This window comes from Paenibacillus glufosinatiresistens (assembly GCF_031470375.1).
Taxonomy (GTDB): domain Bacteria; phylum Bacillota; class Bacilli; order Paenibacillales; family Paenibacillaceae; genus Paenibacillus_AQ; species Paenibacillus_AQ glufosinatiresistens.
Genome location: NZ_JAVFHT010000005.1, coordinates 145,780 through 166,817 on the forward strand (window position 1 = coordinate 145,780; position 21,038 = coordinate 166,817).

General features: G+C 54.6%; 16 protein-coding genes. All 16 read right to left on the reverse strand.

Translation table 11 applies throughout. The features are described 5' to 3' along the window. Positions 1–223: 223 nt before the first annotated feature. Positions 224–1,426, reverse strand: coding sequence for a methionine adenosyltransferase (metK, locus tag RBI05_RS08470; RefSeq protein WP_310550766.1), 1,203 nt, complete (start codon positions 1,424–1,426; stop codon positions 224–226). 161 nt (positions 1,427–1,587) lie between these two features. Continuing rightward, positions 1,588–1,857, reverse strand: coding sequence for an alpha/beta-type small acid-soluble spore protein (locus RBI05_RS08475; protein WP_150459497.1), 270 nt, complete (start codon positions 1,855–1,857; stop codon positions 1,588–1,590). 173 nt (positions 1,858–2,030) lie between these two features. Further along, positions 2,031–2,600: a hypothetical protein gene (locus RBI05_RS08480; RefSeq protein ID WP_310550767.1), complete on the reverse strand. Its 570-nt coding sequence runs from the start codon at positions 2,598–2,600 to the stop codon at positions 2,031–2,033. An 83-nt stretch (positions 2,601–2,683) separates the two neighbouring features. Further along, the gene (locus RBI05_RS08485; protein WP_310550768.1) at positions 2,684–5,440 is read right to left on the reverse strand and encodes an S-layer homology domain-containing protein; all 2,757 of its coding nucleotides are present in this window, start codon (positions 5,438–5,440) and stop codon (positions 2,684–2,686) included. A gap of 467 nt (positions 5,441–5,907) precedes the next feature. After that, positions 5,908–6,249: a hypothetical protein gene (locus tag RBI05_RS08490; protein ID WP_150459500.1), complete on the reverse strand. Its 342-nt coding sequence runs from the start codon at positions 6,247–6,249 to the stop codon at positions 5,908–5,910. A 165-nt stretch (positions 6,250–6,414) separates the two neighbouring features. Beyond that, positions 6,415–10,026 (reverse strand): S-layer homology domain-containing protein, encoded by a 3,612-nt coding sequence (locus RBI05_RS08495; protein WP_310550769.1) that lies wholly within the window; start codon positions 10,024–10,026, stop codon positions 6,415–6,417. Positions 10,027–10,202: 176 nt separating this feature from the next. Continuing rightward, positions 10,203–11,330, reverse strand: a complete 1,128-nt coding sequence (locus tag RBI05_RS08500; RefSeq protein WP_310550770.1) for a glycosyltransferase family 4 protein — start codon at positions 11,328–11,330, stop codon at positions 10,203–10,205. A 112-nt stretch (positions 11,331–11,442) separates the two neighbouring features. Beyond that, positions 11,443–12,144: a WecB/TagA/CpsF family glycosyltransferase gene (locus RBI05_RS08505; RefSeq protein ID WP_310550808.1), complete on the reverse strand. Its 702-nt coding sequence runs from the start codon at positions 12,142–12,144 to the stop codon at positions 11,443–11,445. A gap of 63 nt (positions 12,145–12,207) precedes the next feature. Then, positions 12,208–13,350: a polysaccharide pyruvyl transferase CsaB gene (gene csaB / locus RBI05_RS08510; protein ID WP_310550771.1), complete on the reverse strand. Its 1,143-nt coding sequence runs from the start codon at positions 13,348–13,350 to the stop codon at positions 12,208–12,210. Then, positions 13,326–15,383, reverse strand: a complete 2,058-nt coding sequence (locus RBI05_RS08515; protein ID WP_310550772.1) for a DUF5693 family protein — start codon at positions 15,381–15,383, stop codon at positions 13,326–13,328. Before RBI05_RS08515 ends, csaB begins: the two co-directional genes overlap by 25 nt. 161 nt (positions 15,384–15,544) lie before the next feature. Next, the gene (locus RBI05_RS08520) at positions 15,545–17,266 is read right to left on the reverse strand and encodes a phospho-sugar mutase (RefSeq protein ID WP_310550773.1); all 1,722 of its coding nucleotides are present in this window, start codon (positions 17,264–17,266) and stop codon (positions 15,545–15,547) included. Between the two features lie 26 nt (positions 17,267–17,292). Beyond that, positions 17,293–17,715: a 3-hydroxyacyl-ACP dehydratase FabZ gene (gene fabZ, locus RBI05_RS08525; protein ID WP_150459506.1), complete on the reverse strand. Its 423-nt coding sequence runs from the start codon at positions 17,713–17,715 to the stop codon at positions 17,293–17,295. A gap of 231 nt (positions 17,716–17,946) precedes the next feature. Then, positions 17,947–18,174: a DNA-directed RNA polymerase subunit beta gene (locus RBI05_RS08530; protein WP_150459507.1), complete on the reverse strand. Its 228-nt coding sequence runs from the start codon at positions 18,172–18,174 to the stop codon at positions 17,947–17,949. Between the two features lie 8 nt (positions 18,175–18,182). Beyond that, a complete protein-coding gene (locus tag RBI05_RS08535) occupies positions 18,183–19,016 on the reverse strand; it encodes a flagellar hook-basal body protein (RefSeq protein WP_310550774.1) in 834 nt (277 codons plus the stop codon). Positions 19,017–19,031: 15 nt separating this feature from the next. Beyond that, on the reverse strand, positions 19,032–19,913 hold the full coding sequence (locus RBI05_RS08540; RefSeq protein ID WP_150459509.1) for a flagellar hook-basal body protein: 882 nt from the start codon (positions 19,911–19,913) through the stop codon (positions 19,032–19,034). Positions 19,914–19,950: 37 nt separating this feature from the next. Continuing rightward, entirely contained in the window at positions 19,951–20,949 is a 999-nt protein-coding gene (mreB, locus tag RBI05_RS08545; protein WP_150459510.1) for a rod shape-determining protein, read from the reverse strand. Positions 20,950–21,038 lie beyond the last annotated feature (89 nt).

Below are 21,038 nucleotides of genomic sequence, written 5' to 3' on the forward strand. Positions count from 1 at the left end.
CTTTGCTCGCCTGAAAGCGTCTCTACAGTTTAATAGACTGCATTTAGGCCGAAAAGTTACGAAACTCACCGAAAATTTTACGCTTTCTGCCATCCTTTCATCTGCTCTGGAAGGTGCAGGCTGCTAAACAAAACAGGCCTGTCCCACGCGTCATCGCGAGAACAGGCCTGTTTTTACTTAAAGAGAGGATACTGCTTAACGTTCATCTATCGGGTTATGCGGCTTACAGACCCGCCTGTTCCCGCAGCTGCTCCGCCTTGTCCACTCGTTCCCAAGGCAGATCCAGATCGGTCCGGCCAAAATGCCCATAAGCCGCCGTCTGCTTGTAGATCGGTCTGCGAAGGTCAAGCATGGCGATAATGCCAGCCGGACGGAGGTCAAAATGCTTCCGAACGAGCTCGACAAGCCGCTCCTCGGAGATTTTGCCGGTTCCATATGTATCCACGTTGATCGATACCGGATTGGCGACCCCGATCGCATAAGCGAGCTGAATCTCGCATTTGTCGGCGAGTCCCGCTGCAACCAGATTCTTCGCCACATACCGCGCGGCGTAAGCAGCGGACCGGTCTACCTTCGTCGGATCCTTGCCCGAGAAAGCTCCGCCGCCGTGACGGGCATAACCCCCGTACGTATCCACAATGATTTTGCGGCCGGTCAGACCGGCATCGCCCTGCGGACCGCCAATAACGAAGCGACCTGTCGGATTAATGAAATATCTCGTCTCCTCATCCAGCAGGCTCTCCGGCACAACCGGCGCAATGACATGCTTCTTGATGTCTTCCTGGATTTGTTCCAGCGTAATGTCTTCCGCATGCTGGGTGGATACAACAATCGTATCGACGCGCACCGGCTTCTCATCCTGATACTCAATCGTCACCTGGGTCTTGCCGTCCGGACGCAGATAATCCAGCGTACCGTTCTTCCGCACTTCCGACAAGCGACGGGCAATCCGGTGCGACAAGGCAATCGGCAGCGGCATCAATTCAGGCGTTTCATTCGTAGCAAAACCGAACATCAACCCCTGGTCCCCCGCTCCGATATTGGCCGTCTCTTCTGCCACTTGACTCGGGTCTCGGTTCTCCAGCGCCGCATTTACCCCTTGAGCAATATCGGCCGATTGCTCGTTGAGCGAAGTCAGCACGGCGCAGGTGTTGTAATCAAAGCCGTATTTAGCCCGGGTATATCCGATTTCCTTAATGGTATTGCGCACGATGGACGGTATATCGACATATTCCGATTTGGTGCTGATCTCCCCGATGACCAGAACGAGTCCGGTCGCAACCGATACTTCACAGGCCACACGCGCATGGGGATCATTGGCCAGAAAGGCATCCAGAACCGCATCAGAAATCTGATCGCAGATCTTATCCGGATGTCCTTCCGTAACTGATTCCGATGTGAACAGATGCCGTCCCTTGATGGACATAATGGTCTACCTCCCTGCTTGCTTCTATATATAAGAGTTAAGCTGCATAATAACGTCCTGTCCAAAAAAACAAACCTTTTCCACATGGAAAAGGTCGGTTTTCCTCAACAGAATTCTATCCTATTTACCCCAGTGTGTCAAACCGCCTAAGCCTAAATAACCTAGCTGTAGAGCGACTGCTCCGCCTGACGAATCAGCCGTTTCGTAATCTCGCCGCCCACCGAACCATTCTCTCTGGAGGTCAAGTGACCGAGGTAAGGCGTTCTGCCCGAGGCACTCATTCCGCCCATGCCAAGCTCGGTGGCAAATTCCGTATCCATGGCGCCGCCCATTCCCGGACCGTAGAGTCCGAATTCAGCGGCAATCTCGAACTGAAGCTGTTTCAGCATTTCCTTGCTCTCCGGAACGACTTTGCGATTACTGCGTGCCATCACGCATACACCTCCAATAAGGATATAGAATAACATCCCTATTGTGTTCCGGAGACGGCAGGCTTACCCGCAGCAATGATTGTTAGCTCTGGAAGAAACACCGGTATAAACCCAACAGCAGCAGGAGAGACTAGTATTAGAAAAAGGGCCTGCGGCCCTTCCCTATCCGGCTTTTATTTGAGCGTATAGCCGCCTCTTACCATGACGACCAGTCCAAGTTTCTGGCCGTCCTGAACTGCAATCCCGCGGCCATCGCGCGGGAATGACAGCAGATGGTTCGACGGCGCCGGCTGACCGTTGGTCAGGTCTTTGCCGTCCGTCAAATCTGCTACACCGTTGGCATCCGCTGATCGGATAACGGCCTTGCCGGCGCGCACGATAAACTCGGCCCCAGCCGATGCGATCAGCGTCTGACCCGGTTTCACATCTACAATCACACTGCTTGTTTCAGCCGACGTTCCTGGCGTCGCCGTCGCCGTTGGCGCTGTAGTTAGCGAAGGCTTTGCAGTAGCCGTTGGAGTTGCGGTTGCCGTCGTTCCGGTTCCGGCAGCAGGCAGGCTGCCGCCCTGCAGGAGTTTCTGGATCTGCTGATCCACGTAGCTCTTTGTTACCACCGGATCATCGGCAGTACCCGGCTGGTTCCCTACCTCAGCCCCGGAAGCGGTGTTGCTGAGAAGAGACCCGCCCCAGACGCTTCCCAGAAGCAAGGCAGCAGCGGTCGTCAGTTTCCATGCACGTTTCATCGGTTCCTCCTTGAGGTTCGGAATTCGTGATAAAAAAAAGAATAGCCTCCGAAGAGGCTATTCTTGCTTCGGTAAGGAAGCGATTATCTCGCGTAAACTTCAGTTCCAGTCGTGATCTTGTTGCTATACGCATCCGTAATGTTTGCAGTATCAGCAACCTTAACCGAAATCGAGTTCACGCTGGCAGCGTTCAGGTCCAGAGCAGCAGAAGCATCGCTGTTTTGGAAGGATACATAGTATTTACCTGCATCATTGCCTGCACCCTGTGTAATCGTACCACGAACCGTAGCCGGCGTAGCCGAACCATTGATCGTGAAGATGAAGTCGCCAGCATCTACATTGTTCAGGCTTCCTTCGGAGAAGGAAAGAACCAGAACCTTGCTGTCACCGGAAGATACTGTAGCACCAGTCAGTGTAGGAGCTACTCGGTCAGTCAGAGACATTGGGATCGGGTCAAGAGATGCCATGCGGTTGCCGGCAGTATCAGTAATACCGTAAGCTACAAAGTCATAGGACTTCGTTTCGCTGATGGCACCTCTAGGAATTGTAATTTCTACTACGGCATTCTTAGGAGCAAGGGTTGTTGTTCCATCAGAGGAAATCAGCACAGCAGAGGAACCAGCAGGAAGTGCTTTACCCGCCAGCGTGTAGCTGTTCAGATCACGGATGGAAGCGACACTCAGACCTTGTTCATCAGATACATTCAACCGTACAATGATATCCGAAGTAGGGGTGCTGTCAAAGTATCTGTTGAGAGTAACAACTGGAGCTTTTGTATCAGCAGCAGCAGTACCAGCAGCCACAGTTACAGTTGTGCTCGAAGCAGCCAGTTTGTTCTTCGAACGGGATACGTCAAGTACAAATTCAGCCGGCAGGCTCAGCGTGTAAGTTCCTGCACCAAGAGTAACATTCGGGAATGTTACAGTAGCATCAGATACCTTCGCACCGCTGAAGTCTTTAGCTTCCACCTGACCAATTGTCTCATTGATCAGTCTCATTCCGGTAGTCAGGTTAGCCTGAACATTCTCGCTGAATGTTACGACCAATCCCTTACCGCTTGTGTAGACAGCACTTACCAGCGTAGGAGCAGTAGTGTCTTTAACAACCGTCACCGGCTGTGTTACTGCAGCGCCCAGTTGGTTGCCCAGCGTATCACGAACTGTTGCTCCGAATTCAAGCGAAGCAGCCAGCGTGTTGTTAGTTGGGAATGTGAGGCTAGTAGGCAGTGTCAGGCGAATCGTGTCGCTGTTGGAAGTCGTGTTGACTGCCAGCGGCAGGCTCTTGCCATAGGCATCCACAAATCTTACGTTACCAACAAAGGACTCGTAGCTCATCTTCTTGTTGAATTTCACATCAACATAAGTGTCGCTAACTGGAGTAATGCTAGCAACCGTAGGAGCTGCAGCGTCAGTTACAACCGTTACCGATGTCTTAATTGGGTTCGGGTTAGCAACGTTGCCTGCATAGTCGGTTACGTTCAGCAGGGACACATCATAAGTTGCGCCGCTGTTCAGCGTACCTGTAGTCAGGGTAATCGTGTCATAAGTGTCGTCGGATACAGTAGCTGTGGAAGCTACGCCGTTGACATAAGCAATAACGCCCTGTCTCTTAACCGGCTCGCTCAGCTTCACTGTTACTGTGTTCGTTGTTGTCTTGGCTACAGCCGTAACGCTTGCTACAGTAGGAGCCGTTGTGTCAGCAACGTTCAGCAGGGAAGTGTAAGTCGAGAATGCAGTGCCAACAGAAGTCTTCACAGCATCCGTAACCACTACAGTGTACTGACCCTTCATGAATTCAGTGTTAGGCAGCGTGATTGTTACTGCTGTCTTGGCATCGTTCAGAGAAGCGACAGTACCGTTAACCGTTACCGGGCTCTGGGCACCAGCTACAGGAACAACCTGTACAACGCCGCTCTTCAGCTTGCCGTCAGCAATCAGCGTGGAAGCGTCAACTGCACGGTTGAAGGAAATTACCAGCTGCTTCGCATTTGGAGCAGTTGCGGCAACAACCTTAGGAGCCGTCAGCGTTACTTTCACGTTGTTGTAAGTGTTACCTTCAAAAGTGAAGGCCGGGATTGTAGTTTCTACGCCTTCTACCAGAGCGGTAGTCAGAGTAACCTTCGTTTCCTTGCCGTTGGCGAACTTCACTGTAACTTCAGTTGGGCTCGTTGCTTCAGCGGAAACGACAGCCGGAGCTGTGGTCATCTGTGTAACGGCGTATACCGTTTCAACTACCAGGGAACGCGTAGCGTTGCTTGTGAAGTTGGTGCCCTTGGCAATCAGACCCTTGTCGATCAGAGCCTGAGCATAGCCTTTGGCCCATACGGAAGCGTTGTTGTCAGTGGCAGTCGGAGCGTCCAGCTTCAGGGCGCGGAACAGAACCGCAGATACTTCCTGAACTGTTACTTTGCCGTTGTAGTCGAAGATACCTTTAACAGTATCTTTACCCTGCATCAGACCTGCAGCAGTTGCAGCTTCGATGTAAGGAACAGCCCAGTTCTTGGCGTTGTAGCCTTTGTCCTTGTAGGACAGCTTGTTGTTAACTTCTTTCAGGTTGAACAGCTTGGTAACGATCTTCGCGAACTCAGCGCGAGTCAGATCCTTTTCCAGGTGAGCCTGCTGGTCTGGATATCCGTTCAGGATACCTTTAGCTGCCAGGGCATCAAATTTCTGTTGCGGAGTTGTTGCTGCAGTATCAGCAAAAGCCACAGAGGCAAACATCGAGAATGCCATTGCTGTAGACAGTGCTACGGACAAAATTTTCTTCATAACCTTTTTTTCTCCTCCTTGAACATTCATGAACTGAGAATCTTGTTTGGTTGGGTAGCTCATGTTACTCATTAGCCGATGCACCCCCTTTCCCGAGTTGAGCAATTAAGTATAAATAATGTCTGTGACGGGTATCACAGAAACTGGTAAACCGTTATGAGGGCATGACAATACTAGATTCCTAATTCTACCTTCGTATTATACAATGTGCCTCATTTCGCGTAAAGTTAATTTTTCCATAGCGTTATGCTTGGTCAATTAACCTTGAGTCTTACGCCGCCCATTTCTGCACTGCGTGTGACTCACCATTATAAACGCAGGCTGTTCGGAAAAGTTGCGCTCTCCTCAAAAAATATTCAGAGCTTTATTCCAAAGCCATGCGTTCCGGCAATCCGGGTGCAGAATGACAGCGATTGTTAATTCATTAAACCAAGCCTTTCTTCCCTAAACTCTTCCAATCGCGTTTTTTTGCCATGCATCATATTTTATAGAAGAAAAACAAAAAAAGCGCCGAATCGGCGCTTTCTGTATCGGGTTATCTAGCGAATCTTCATGGATAGCTGAATCATCTCTTGGCGTTTCTCGGGGCTGGAATTCACGTTCTCATACATCGCGTCAATGGCCTCCCGATTCTCGCGGTAGGTCTTCTCGTGCTTGATCGTAGAATGAGACCAATCAATGAGTGCATTCTCTGCAAGGATCAAATCATTGTATGCGTCGTGGAACCCGGTTGTCTGAACCAGTTCCTCCATAGCTTCCTGGGTAATCTCCTGGGTAGCTCTCTTGGCGGTGATTTCTTTCTCCAGCACCTTGGCTCTATTCTCAAACTGGTTTTTGGCTTTCATGTAATCGAGTTGAGCTTTTGACAAAATCGGTTTCATCTACGGCTTTCTCCTTCTTGCGTGAATGTGTTCTTGCACCTTCTTACGTCATTGTATCGTAAATCCCGGCATATTACAAAGATTTGTAACTGGAAACTGGAAGAAAAGCCTCTTCCCCATCCAAGGAAAAGAGGCTCTCACTCCTGCCGCAGCTATCCGTATCCTCTACATCTTCTTCATCTTCACCATCATCCGCTGGGCCATAACAGCCGCATCGGCGCGGGAGAACTTGGCCTGAGGATCAAAGCGATAGGTGGCCTTCTTCTGCCCGCTGGTCAGCTTGTTGGCAATCGCCGGAATCACACCGGCTTTATATACTGCCAGAATGGAAGGCACCGAGTAGTTGGAGACGATCGAGCCGGTATCCGTGAACTGTTTTTGCAGCGTCGGCAAATCCTTCTCTACCGTTCCAAGCTTCAGGTTCATCGCTCTGGCAATCATAACGGCTGCGTCTTCGCGCGTCAGCGCGCTGTTCGGCGAGAAGACCCGTGGCGCGGTCCCTTTAATAAGGCCTTTGCGGACAGCCGTCTCGATGTAGCGGTAATCCCAATGATAATCGCTGTACTTCACCACATCCGAGAAGGTAAGGTTGTTCGGATCATAATCGAGCTGGATGCCCATAATCTTCACAAGCATGGTAGCGAACTCTCCGCGCGTCGTATTCTCGTATACGCCGAACTCGCTGGCATCCTTGGCATTCATAATTCCTTTGGCCATCATCGTCTCCAGCTCGGTCCGCGCATAGGAGTGCGAGACAATGTCGTCATAGCTGTAACGCAGGCTCATCACCGTGTAATACCCGAATCCGTCAAACGTAGCCGTAATCGTCTTGGAACTGGTGTTGACCTTGCCGCCCATGTTGTACCACGCTCCATCTACGTTCTTCCAGACGGAGATATTCGAGGTAGCAGCATTCGCAAGACTGGAATCATACTTCAGCGTAATGGTGCCCTGCTGGGTCGGTTCGAGCCATTTGCCCATATGCCCGGAGTAGAACTCATTGCCGGTCTTGTAAGGATGCGAAGAGACGACGGTCTCATAATCATTGATGGACGTAGTGGATACAAAGTATCCCGGATCGATCCAGTACAGATTGGAAGCATAGCCGTAATGCGTCTTGGGCGTCAGGAATGCAATGGCACCCGAGCTGGCGCTCACTTCCTTCAGCTTGCCGTCTTGATAAACGCCTCCGCTGTCCTTCTCGCCGACCGGATTGTACTGCTTGACGGTACGGCCATCCTGCTTATCGGCGATGCCGAGCAAGACGTACTGTGAATTGAACAGGTTGATCTGGCGCGTGTTGCTCGTGCCCGGGACTGGCGTCGCGTCTCTCAGCATCGTGCCTTTGGGGAAATTAATGACAACCGAGTTCTGGAAGGCAGACAGCTTCCCGGAAGAACTCAATAAAGTCTTGTACTGGGCCCCCTGCAGCACTTCATCCGAATAGGTCACAGTAAAGCTCCCGTTAGTCTTCTGCGTGCCGGTTGTAATCGTAAACTTAATGGTGTTGACGCCCTTCTTCAGGTCTTTGAGCTGATACCGGAAAATATCCTTATCGCCCTTGATCATTGCGGTTTTGCCGATCATGATGCTGTTGGCGCCTTCCGCCTTGATGCTGACGTCAAGGAAATTCTGCTTGATAATGCTCTCATTCGGCAGTTTCGGCGACAGGATGCTGTAAGGCGGAACTTCGCGGGTAATCTGGAGCGCCTGGGATACCGTTGAGCTGTCGAGCCGCGCCGTAATTACAATCGTCCGCAGACCGGTGGTAGGCAGTGCTTGATCGCGCAGCGTAAAGGCGCCGCTCTGTCCGTTCGGCGGAGACAACTTGGCGGATGCCGGCGACCAGCTCCATTTGGAAGAATCCCAGTTGGCTACTACCTCCTGCTTGCCGTCAATGGTGATTACGATTTGCGTCGCATTGTTAACGACAAACTGGATATCGGCGCTGGTCTGGTTGGTGGTATAAGCCAGATTCGCCGTCTTGACGAATAATTGATCCGGATCGGTCGTCTGGTTAACCGGGAGCGGAACAAGGCCGGCCAGCGACGGCAGCGTATCGGGGAACAAATAGACCGTTACATTGGTTGAAATCGGGATGCCGTTGGCTGTTCCGGTCACGGTAATTTTGTTCGGTCCGTTAACGAGCGGAATACTGGTCGTATTCAGTACAAAAGAGTTGTCGATCGTCGATAACGTCGGCTTAACTACCGTACCGTTGATCGAGATGCTTACGGTCCCTTTCTCGCTTGCGGTGAAATTAATCAGATTGCCGGTAATCTCTTTGAAGCTTCCTGTATTCGTGAAAATTTGGTTGTTGTATAAATTGGTCAGTTCAATATAAGGGGCTGCGGTATAATTGATCGCAAAAATCTGGGAATCGACCACATTGCCGTCTTTGTCCTTCAAATCAATATGCAGAGCCTGTTCACCTTGAGGCAGACCCGTAATCTTGATCACACGGTATCCTTCGGACGAGGTCAGGTTAGCCTCTGCCGAAAAATTGCCGGTCACCGCTTGTCCGTTCTGAAAGGTGCTGATTGCTATATTCTGCGACTTGTCGCTGGTCTTGACTACAAGCCAGAGCGGGAGCTGAAATAGGCTGGTATTCGTACTAAATACTCCCGAAGACGTATAGGACACAACCGAACTGTTGACCGAAGGACTGTACAGCTGTTGAATGCTGGTAATATAAGGCGTAGAAGCATCGCGGAAAATAAAATTGACCGGGGCGATGCTCTTCCCGTCATAAGTGCCTCCGAAAATAATGGTGTAGTTGCCGTTGGATGTTAGCTTCGGAATGTCCACTGCACTGCTATAAGGGAAGGTGATGAACTCGCCGGATACCGTGCCCGCTCCAAGGGCGAGATTTGTGCTGGTTGAGGTTCCATTATCAAAAGTAAGGTTGCTGCCCGTTGTCGTATTCTTGATCTGAACAGTAACATTTTGCAGAGCCGGAGCCGGGTTGGTCTCCGGAATCTTAAAGGTGATCGACCCCGTCAATTTCCCGTCGGAAGAACTGGTAATCACATCGCCTTTGTCGATGGGTTGACCGTTCAGCTTGGTACCGTGCGAAATCCCTGTGCTCACCGGCGCATATATAACTTCGCGCGTTACCGAATACGTCCGGGTTCCTCCGTCTGTCGTTGCGACAAATGTCAGCTTGTTATAGCCAGGGGTCAGCTTGTAGTCGGCGATAACAAAAGTGGAACTGCCGCCACTGTACATTTTGGACGAATTAATCAGAACTTCGGTGGCGTTCGGAGCTTCCAGCGTGAGCGTTAAGCCTTCCGTATTGATCAGCGTAGGCTGGCTGTCGCTCAGCGGCGTGCCGTCCGGCAGCTTGATGTTGTAGATCGCCGGGACGTTGGAGAAATTGACGTAAGCCTCTCCGGTAGCTACCGTTCCGTCGGAGGTTGTACCGTAGATCGTAATCCGGTTAAGCCCCTGCGTCAGCTTTACGTTGGGGAACGAAAAATACTTTTCGTTTGTAATCGTAGGTTTGACGTCGGTCCCGTTGGATCCGGGTACCTCGACGCCGTTGACAAGGCCGACCACTTTGTAATACAGGCTGTCCGCAGACACCCCGTTAAAGCTGCCCTCTACATCGACCGTGCTGGTGTTGACACTGGTCGGAGAAGCCTGGGACGTGCTGAATTTGGTAAACGTAAAGTATTGACCGGACGCCGCGGATGCTGCTCCCGAAGCCGCAAGCGTCGAGAACAGGAGTACGGCTGCCATGACAAAACTGCCTAATCTTCTGAAACGTTTGGTCACTTGTGAAACCTCCTACTGCTGTTTTGGTATTGCTGTCTGTCTGTACCGGCGGTTGATGTCTTCTCTTTTTCTTTTATCGGAAGGGGGCAAATCAATGATTAGGGAAATACCAAAAAACCTCGCTCCTGTCAGGAGCGAGGCTTCATGGTCAGCCTTAGTACATCCAGGCTGGAAAATTAAGATTTAGACCCCTTCTCGGGGCTGACCTTCATGAATACTCTCGAAAGAAAACTTAAAAGCGGCTTCTTCGTCTGTCCGACCAGTCCGATAACTTCCGCGCCGATCTGCAGGAAGAAGAGCATAATGCAGATGACGACGAAGGTTACCCAGTTCGCTTCATAAAGCGCCGAGGAGGATTGAATCACGGCCAGTACGCCGAAGAAAGCGGCAATGCCATAAATAATGAGCACCGTCTGGCGGTGGCTGAATCCCAGCTCCCGCAGGCAGTGATGCAGGTGGCCTTTATCCGGAGCAAAGATCGGTTTCTTCTGCAGCTTCCGGCGTACAATCGCAAAGAAGGTATCGGACAGCGGAACGCCGATAATCAAGAGCGGCGTAATAAAGGACACAACGGCAATCTGTTTGAAGCCAAGCAGCGCCAGCATGCCAAGACAGAAGCCAAGGAAGAGCGAGCCGGTATCGCCCATAAAGATTTTGGCCGGATGAAAGTTGAAGAACAGAAATCCTACAATGCTGCCGAGCAGCAGCAGGCACAGCATCGCCACCATCACATTGCCCATAATAAAGGCCATCGTTGCCATTGTGGCGATGGCGATGCCGGATACGCCGGCCGCAAGCCCGTCCAGCCCGTCAATCAGGTTAACGGCGTTCGTCACGCCGACAATCCAGAAGATTGTCAGCGGAATAGCAACCCAGCTCTCCAGCGAAGAATAGCTGTTGTTAAATGGAATATTTACAAAGTCCACTGTAATATCGAATCCGAATACGACGATGCAGGCTGCCGCAATCTGTCCAAGGAGCTTGACCTTGGCCGACAGCTCAAACCGGTCGTCCAGCGCGCCGAGAAGCACGATCAGGCCGCCGCCGCTGAGCAGCGCTTGAATAAAGTCCAATTCCCGAGCGGAAAAATCATACGGGATAAAAGGCGATACGGCCAACAGGCCCAATACAAACGCCAGAAAAATACCCAGCCCACCGAGGCGCGGCATAATCTTCGTATGCACTTTCCGCGCATTCGGCACATCCGTCGCGCCAATCTTGATGGCGAATTGCTTGACGAGCGGCGTGAGGCACAGAGCCAGTCCCATGCAGACGATAAATCCGGCGATGTAAATCATTAACATTGGTTCAGTCGACCCCCATTTCTCTACCGCAATGAATTATACGCCGTTGTTTTGTCAAATCCAATAGTCCAAATCGGCGGTTTTTTGTTTATTTTCAGAAAAAACGCGGGTTTTAGCCGCGTTTCGTTACCGTATCTTTCTCCCGCAGCACTTTTACTGCGAATTTCGGCAGCGCAAGCATTCTTTTGTAACGGGTCGGCTCTTTAAGAAGCCGGTAAAACCATTCCAGACGCAGTTTCTGGAAGGCAATCGGAGCCCGCTTGGACTTGCCGGAGATTACATCAAAGCTTCCTCCAACCCCCATCATCACCGGAATGGCAAGCTGTTCCTTATACTTGGAGATCCAAGGCTCTTGGGTGTCCGCCCCTCTGGCGACAAACAGAAGATCCGATTCAGTGCGCGCAATTTCAGCGACCACCTGCTCATCCTCCGCCGGTCCGAAGAACCCGTCGCGATAGCCGGCGATCACGACCCCCGGATACTGCAATTGTAACCGTCTTGCCGTTTCCTGAATCACTTCGGAGGTGGAGCCCAGGAGGTACACTTTCCAATGATAGTGTTCTCCTGCCTTCAATAATTCATGTAACAGATCAAAGCCGGCGACCCGCTCGGGGATCGGATCGCCGCCTTTGGTAGCCGCCCAGACTACGCCGGTTCCGTCAGGAACGATAAGTTCCGCGGACTTCATAATCGACAGATAAGCCGGATTCTCCAGCGCCGTCATCACCATGATCGGATTCGCGGTAATGACATGGTGGGGACGGCGGGACTGAACCGCTTCCTTTAAATACTCCACGGTCTCGGCCATATTCATTTTGGATACGGGAATGCCAAATATCGGCACTGCAGGCACACGGCCTTTGTCTTTCACTTGGAATCACCCTTTGCGGCGAAAATAATCAACGATATATCGGGCCGGAGCCTCGGCTTCGCGAACCAGCGCAGCGATTCGTTCCTCACGCTCCACCAGCCACTCCGTTCCGTGTTCCAGCAGCCGGAGCACTTCTTCACCGAGCAGATCGGCGTCCAGCGACTCCGTGGTTCCGACCGGCTTCACATCCAGACGGCTCAGAAAATGGTCGATCTTCGGGTCATATGAAATTCCGATAACCGGCACCCGCCGTCCCGCGGCATAGATCAGACTGTGCAGTCTCATGCCGAGCAGAAGACTGCACTCCCCGACTTCCCGCAGCATGGACTGGGGACGGTCATCCGGCTCGGCGATGCTGACGCTTCCTCCGCTTGCCATCGGAACTTCCCCGAGACGCTCCATGCAGTATCGGGAAGCCTCGATGTCGGATGGAACATGGAAGGGCAGAAACCGGATATGCAAGGGGCGGGATTGACAGGCTTGGCGCAGGCCGTCGGCTATCGCGTCCAGCTCCCTCCGGTCCTTCTCCCAGAAGCGTACAGAAACGCCGATGCAAGGAAGGGTCTCTTCGGACGGAAGAACGCGGGACAGGCCCCCGCCGTCCTCCTCTCCGGGAAGCTTCAATCCCATGACCGGATCGGGAACGACCTGGACATCTTCCGCTCTCAGTCCCATCGACAACAGCAGAGCCCGGGACTGCTCGTCCCGCACCGAGATCAGCTTGCAGCGGCGGAACACCGAGCGAATCATCGGATAGAACCATTTCCGGTTAACCGGGCCGATGCCCTGGGCATAGACAAAGCTTGGCTTGCCCAGCATCTGGGCCAGTTTAATGACGCCCAGATAATACGGGATGCTTTTGGCGCCGGTGACATCCTGAAGGAGACTGCCGCCTCCGCTGATCAGCGCGTCGCTCTCCGCAATCGCCCGGCGCACTTCGCCGAGCGACATCCGGGGCACCGCGCGGACGCCATAGGCGGCGGTTGTCCAGGCGGGATCGCCCGAGAGCACAACGGGCACAATCTGCACGCCGAGCTCCCGCGACCAGCGGTCCAGCGCAATCAGAATGGACTGAAGCACCGCTTCATCCCCGCTGTTGCGGTAGCCGTAATAGCCGGACAGCACTACTTGGTAAGCAGGGGCGACCATTTTCTCCAACACCCTTCAACAATTTGCCAAGCCAGCACCAGCACGAGACCCAGGACAAGACCGAGGCCCAGACCGAGCAGATCGCGCACAATCGAAATCTTGATCGGGGAATGAATATGGGCGAAGGTGTCCACCATCGACAGCTGGCCGATAACGGCGACGACCATCAGGAAGATCGCATTCCGGTATTTCAGGGCCAGGAAGCCGCCCAGAATGAAGAACGGATGCGCCAGCAGGAACTCTTTGCTTCGAGGACGGACCCCGAACGTATTCTCCATGAACGTCCGGAAGCTGAGTTCCACCGAGGATGCGCTGCCGCTGTTGCCGGTCCGGCTCAGGTAATACATCCCGATGATGCCCAGAACGCCTACCGCGAGCACCATAGCCAGGTTGATCGGCGTCCGGAGGAGTCTGCCGGTCTGATTCAGCACGAACTCGCCGCGGTACAGCAGGGCGTACAGCGCCACCAGCGCAATCGGCGCCAGATGCAGAAGGCTTACGCCCCGGAACTGGTTCAGCACCAGGCTGTAGGTAATATTGTTCAGCAGAGCAATGACGAACGGTACGGCGCACAGCGAAATGACAGCCGTCTGCACATAGAGCGCCAAGGTGCGGCCCAGACGCCGCAAAGGGGTCTCTGCCGCGAAAGAAGACGATATCCGTGCGCCGGTGCCGTCTTTGCGTACAAGGGGCGGACCCATCCGGTTCAATCGCCGGATTGCCAGCACGACTGCCACGGTCGGCGCGCTAATGGCGGCCAGCAGGGCGAGCGCCTGCTCGAACAGCACCGGCTTGAGCACGTACAAGCCTGCGCTGCCCACAAGGCCCAGCGCCCAGGCCGGGAGCGTCAGCCACGGCACGAAGTACGAAATCATCAGCGCGATCAGCGCGATGGCCCCGATAACGGCTACGAGCTTAAAGTAGCGCTGCAAGGAAGAATCGGCAACGTCAAACGCGGTCGCCGGACCGATGGTGAAGCCGTTGCCTTCGATTTTGGCGATGGCTCCGTCCGGTCCCTCCAGGCTCTTGATCAGGTTGTCGATGCTGTCGGTTACCTGAGCTTTGGCCGTGTTGCGGGCCGGCGCGGTATTCAGATAGAGCATGCGGATATTCCGGTCTTTGGTTGCAAGCGCGAACCGGTCAGCGATGGTCTGCGCACTGATGGAAGAGTCTTTCTCGCTCAGGGAATAAAGACGGACTACATTGTAATCCAGCCTATACGCCAGCTTGGAGAACCCCTTCTGCTGCTGCTTGATGTTCTCGATGGCAGCGATGCCGATGCCGTGTTTCTTCAGCAGATTGCCAAAGGCCGTAAGACTGCCCTGGTCCTGATCGTCGTTGAAGCCCTTAACGGATTCGCCCTCGAACAGAACGCGGGTCACCCCGAGACTCTGATAAAGGTCGAACAGCTTCTCCATCGAAGCTTCATCGTATGGGAGCGAGTCCACCATACGGGGAACGATCCGGAAGCCCTTCTGGTGCAGCATCTCCAACGTCACCGGATCGGGCGCAATCGGCTTGAGCAGTGCGTCCTCCAGCGGCGTCCGGATGATGAGCCCCCGCTGGCCGCGGAAGGTCCAGTTGGTGACGGGAATATCCAGACGTTCGAACGTGTCGCGGATGCCCGACGCCAGAGCGTCGTAGTTGGCTGCGCTGGTGAACAGCACGTACGTATAATTCTCATTCTCCGGAATGACGCTGTCGGTCAGGTTCGCAATATCCTGGGCTCCCCAGAACATCGCCCGGCGCGCCTTCCGGTAATCTTCGAGCGTGCTCTCGTACACGGCGACACTGCCGACGCCGGCTGCCTTCAGGCGGTCCAACTGCTCAGCTGCGTAATCCTGCGGATTGGCCCGGTAACTGGCCGCCTCCGTCAAATCCCGGTAATCAAAGACAAATTCCACGGTCTTGGACGACCGTTCCGTCTTCAGGCGGTCATTAGCGACGAACAGCGCAGAGCCCACGCCGATAATCACCAGAATCCAGAGCCATTTACGTGAAGCGATATTCCATTGCTGCCATTTCTGCAACACTTCAGGTTCCTCCTCGCGAAGCTTGTCCTTCCACTTCAGGACTGCTTGTCTTACAGCTTGCTTGTCATTTCAGGCACAAAGTCCGGTGACGCCGACAAACCGCAGCGGCGCACCAGACTTTGAGTGTTCCTAACAGGTTCTATATTTCGTGACGTTTCCGCTTAGGAAAGCCGGTCGACGCGCGCCATGACTTCCCCGGAAAGGGCAGCCACCTTGCTCCGCGCATCCTCGACAGAGCTGCCCCGAACGGCAAAGTAAACCTTAATCTTCGGCTCGGTGCCGGACGGACGCAGGCAGAACCAGGAGCCGTCGGACAGCAGATATTTCAGCACATTCTCCTGCGGCAGACCGTCAAGACCGAGCGAATAATCCAGCACTTCGCGAACGGAAGCCCCGGCGATCTCGGTCGGCGGGTTGCTCCGCCAGTCGGTCATAATGCCCTGAATTTGGGCGACGCCGTCCTTGCCCTTGAGCGTCCGCGACTCCAGGCTCTCCAGGAAATAACCGAACTTGGCATACAGTTCCTGGAGCACATCGTACAGCGTCTTCCCCTGCGCCTTATAGTAGGCGCCGGCTTCGGCGATCAGCATCGAGGCGACAATCGCGTCCTTGTCCCGCGCGTAGCCGCCGGCCAGGTAGCCGTAACTCTCTTCGTATCCGAACAAATACGTGTATTCGCCGGACTCTTCGAATTGGGTCATCTTCTCGCCGATATATTTGAAGCCGGTCAGCGTATTGAATACGGTGGCTCCGAAATGTTCGGCGACGGCGGCGCCCATTTCACTCGTAACAATCGTCTTGACGACGGCGCCGTTCTTCGGAAGCTTGCCCTGCTCCTGCAGGCGGCTGAGGTAGTAGTAGATCATGATGGCGCCGGACTGGTTGCCGGAGAGGACGACGAATTTGCCTTCGTTGTCACGCACAACGGCGCCCATGCGGTCGGCATCCGGATCGGTTCCGATCAAGAGATCCGCGCCAATCTCCTCGCCGAGCTTCATGGCGAGCGTAAAGGCCTCCCGTTCCTCCGGATTCGGCGACTTCACCGTCGAGAATTCGGAATCCGGCTGTTCCTGCTCGGGAACAACGGTTACCTGAGTAAAGCCCACCTTCTCCAGCACGCGCCGGACCGGCAGATTGCCGGTGCCGTGCAGCGGCGTGTAGACGATTTTGAAATCCCCGCCCAGACGGTTCCGGATTTCTTCGGCGCCCACGCTTACGGCTGCAACCGTATCTGCATACGCTTCGTCTTCGCGTTCGCCCAGCCATTCCAGGAGGCCGGCGGCTTCCGCTTCTTCCCGGGTGATCCGCTTGACGGCGTCGAAGGAATCAACCTGGAATATGTAGGAAATAACTTTCTCCGCTTCGTGCGGTACCAGCTGTCCGCCTTCGGCGTTGTACACTTTGTAACCGTTATACTCCGGCGGATTATGAGAAGCGGTGATGACAATGCCGCCGGTCGCCTTCAAATGGCGGACGCTGAACGAGAGCTGCGGCGTGGAACGCAGGGAGGGGTACAGATACGCCTTGATCCCGTTGCCGGCCAGCACCAGCGCCGCTTCCAGCGCGAATTCCGGCGAGAAACGCCGCGAATCATGGGCAATGACGATTGACGGGCGTCCTTCTCCCGAATGGCTCTCCAGAATGAATTGGGCAAAGCCCTGCGTCGCCCGGCCCACGGTATAGCGGTTGATGCGGTTGCTTCCCGCGCCGATGACGCCGCGAAGTCCTCCCGTACCGAATTCCAGATCCCGGTAGAAGCGCTCTTCCAGCTCCTTCGGGTCATTCTCCAGGGCACGCAATTCCGCCTTCGTCTCTTCGTCCACGGATGCGTCCTGCAGCCATCGCTCCAGGGTCTCAGCAGCTTTTGGACTAAGTTCAGTCATCAGAATCTCTCCTTCATCTCTATGGTCTAATTCAGAGCAAACATAATCTCGCCTTCGGCCACTTTCTTGTCTCCAACCTTGGCAACCGCACTTCCCTTGCCGATGCTGCCTTTGAGCCGGGTAATCTCCACTTCAAGCGTCAGCGTATCTCCGGGCACCACCTGTCCCCGAAAACGGAATCCGTCCAGTCCGGCCAGAAAACCGATCTTGCCGCGGTTGGCCTCTACGCCAAGGATGGCGACGGCACCGACCTGGGCCAGCGCTTCGGCGATCAGGACGCCGGGCATTACCGGATAGCCGGGAAAATGTCCGGTAAAGAACGGCTCGTTCACCGTTACATTCTTGAGACCGACGGCCCGCTTGCCCATCTCAATCTCGATAATCTTGTCCACCAGAAGAAACGGCGGCCGGTGCGGAATAATCTCTTGAATCTGATTGACATCCATCATGTGACGATAACTCCTTCCCCATTCACAGGCATGCATAAACAGCGTCCGAGCAGGCAAGAATAACAGATATCCTTCACCCGCTGCAGAAGTGGAGGTTAAAATAAGGGGCCTTCGCCAAGAGGGCCCTTTTGCGTTGACAGTCCCCCTCATTATACCCATTCCTTGAACAAAAAGAAAACTCCCTTTGCACAGGAAATGCACAAGGGAGTCCGCTTCACGGAATGCTTTGCCTCAGGAGGCAAAGACCAGATCATACACATGCCGCCATGTGCTCCACTGGAACACATCGGCGATCTCTTTCTTGCCCATTACCACGTATCCGGTAACAAGGCCGCCGCCGAGGGCGGCAATCAGCAGCAGGGGAATCAGGAACCACTGGATGATCTTCCAGGCCGAACGCTTGCGCCGCTTCTGCGGCGGTTCCCCGTCCTTGACCTGTTCTTCAGCCTGACGGCTCATTGCATCACCTACCCGCGCATAGTGTTGGCGAGGCCCAGCATCTGGTCCCCGGAGGAAAGCGCCCGGGCGGCCAGCTGATAATTACGCTGGACCATCATTAATTCGGACATTTGCTTGCCAAGATCCACGTTCGACTGCTCCAGATACCCCGAGCGGACGCCGACGCCCGATGCCGGATCATCAACCGCCGCATTGCCGGCCGCGCTGAAGGCCTGCGTTTCGGTCAGCCCGGCGGCTAGCACGAACCGGCTGCCGTCGACCGCCTGGAGAACGTTCTCGGTCCGCGGAGCGACAATCTTCAGCGTGGAAGCAACCACCGCCGGCTCGTTCTCGCCCCGCTTGGTCAGCACCTGGCCCTTCTCGTTGATGGCAGCGTCCACCCCAACCGGCACCGTAACCGGCGCCCCCGCCGTGTTCAGAACCGCATTTCCGCTGTTGTCCACCAGACGCATCCGGCCGGCATTGGCGGAATCGGGCTCAAAATGAAAATCCCCCTGACGGGTATAAGTAGTGGTTCCGCCTACCGACACGGCAAACAACCCGTTCCCCTGCAGCGCCAGATCGGTCGGATTGCCCGTCTCCTGCATCGCTCCCTGCTCCCAGTTCGCTCCGCGCAGCGACAATTGGCTGCCAAATCCCAGATTGAAGCCCAGCGGCGTAGCCCGGCCGTCCATCTGATAATCCTTGGACTGCTGCTGGACTCGGGTCAGCGTATCCTCGAACGAGGATTCCTTGGTCTTGTAGCCGGCCGTGTTCAGGTTAGCAATATTATCGGCGATCAGATCCAGCCGCTGCTGCATGGCGTTCATCGAGACCAGCGCGCTGATGGTGGAGTTGTTCATTTACCCGTTCCTCCCTTATACTCGGCCGACTTCGTTGACCGTCTTCTGCAGGCTGGTGTCATAGATCTGAATCAGCTTCTGATTCGCTTCATAGGCGCGATAAGCGGCATTCAGATCGACGCTGACCTGGGTCGCGTCAACATTGGAGCCTTCAACATAGCCCTGGCGCAGATCAATATTGTCAGCGGTCGTCGGCTGCCGTACTCCGGCTCCGTCTTCGGCATGGTAGACACCGCTGCCGTCCCGGACCAGCTTCTCGGGGTTGTCCACCACGCTGATGCCGATCGCTGCGCCCGAAGGCCGTCCGGTCTTGTCCAGAATCCGGCCCTGTCCGTCCACGCGAAGGCCGCCGTCCGCAACGTTCAGCGCATCGCCCTTCAGCGTCAGCGGCTGCCCGTCGGCGCCGAGCACCCGGTATCCCTCGCTGCTCAGCACCTCGCCCGCCGCCGTGACGGCGAAGCTTCCGTTCCGGGTGTACAGCGCCCGGCCGCTGGCGTCCTGCAGCGCAAAGAATGCCTGCGGCCGGTACTTGACCTCGCCCTGGTCATTAATGAATTTGCCTGTCGCATCAAAAACAATATTCTGGCCCGTGGCCGGATCGACGGCCTCCAGTTCGCCGGCGAGCGCGAAGTCCGTGGATTTGCCGCTCTCGATCAGATCGCCCTGCCGGTACTGGTTAATCGCCTGTTCCGCGAACACCCCTGTGTTCAGCTTGCCGATCGGCTGGCGAACGCCGCCCTGCATGGCCGTAATCATCGCTTCCGGGAAGGAATGGCTCACGCTGTCGACCTGCTTGTATCCGGTCGTATTCAGGTTGGCGATATTCTGGGTCGCCGTGTCATGTCTGCGCTGCTGGGTCACAAGCCCGGCAGCAGCCGTATATAAACCTCGAATCATGAGGATCACTCCTTTGCTACAGGTATATATCGGCTGGTCAGAACTTTTTCTTAACGACTTTGTCCAAATGATCGAGCATGATTCCCGTGCCTTTGACCACGCAGTGCATCGGATCTTCCGCAACCCACACCGGAACATGCAGCTCTTCGGCAAGCAGCTCGTCCAATCCGTTCAGCAGCGCCCCGCCTCCGGTCAGCACAACGCCGCGGTCGATGATGTCCGCCGACAGCTCCGGCGGCGTCCGCTCCAGCACCGACTTCGCCGCCGCAACAATGGAGGAGACCGGGTCCCACAGCGCTTCCTGCACCTCTTCGGCAGAGATGGTCAGCGTCAGCGGCAGTCCCGATACCATATCGCGGCCGCGGATATCCATTTCCGCCTTCATGCCGCCAGGGCGCACGTTGCCGATGGCCAGCTTGACATCCTCGGCCGTCCGTTCCCCGATCAGAAGCTTATACTTCTGCTTGATATATTTTAAAATGGCCTCGTCGAACTTGTCCCCCGCAATCTTGATGGAGGAGGCGGTCACGACGTCGCCCATAGAGAGTACGGCTACATCCGTCGTTCCGCCGCCGATATCGACGACCATATTGCCGCTCGGTTGATAAATATCCATTCCTGCTCCGATAGCTGCCGCCTTGGGCTCTTCTTCCATAAAGACTTCCTTGGCGCCGCTGCGTTCGGCCGCTTCCCGGATCGACTTCTGTTCAACGGATGTAATATTCGTGGGGGCACAGATCAGAATGCGGGGACGCGCGTACCAGCTCCGGCCGCCAACCCGGTCGATGAAGTATTTGAGCATCGTTTCCGTAATTTCAAAATCGGCGATGACTCCGTCGCGAAGCGGACGGATAGTCATAATATTGCCCGGTGTGCGCCCGACCATCCGGCGGGCCTGTTCGCCTACCGCAAGGACCTTCTTGGTGTCGCTTTCCAGCGTAACCACGGAAGGCTCATCCAGCACGACTCCTTTTCCCTTAACATGTATAAGCACATTAGCCGTGCCGAGATCGATTCCGATATCCTTGCTAAGCATAATGAAAAAGCCCCCAAAGTATTATTTTAATTGGATTAACCGAGGTTGATACCAAATTTAAAAATACCATACTTTAGGGGACGGATACA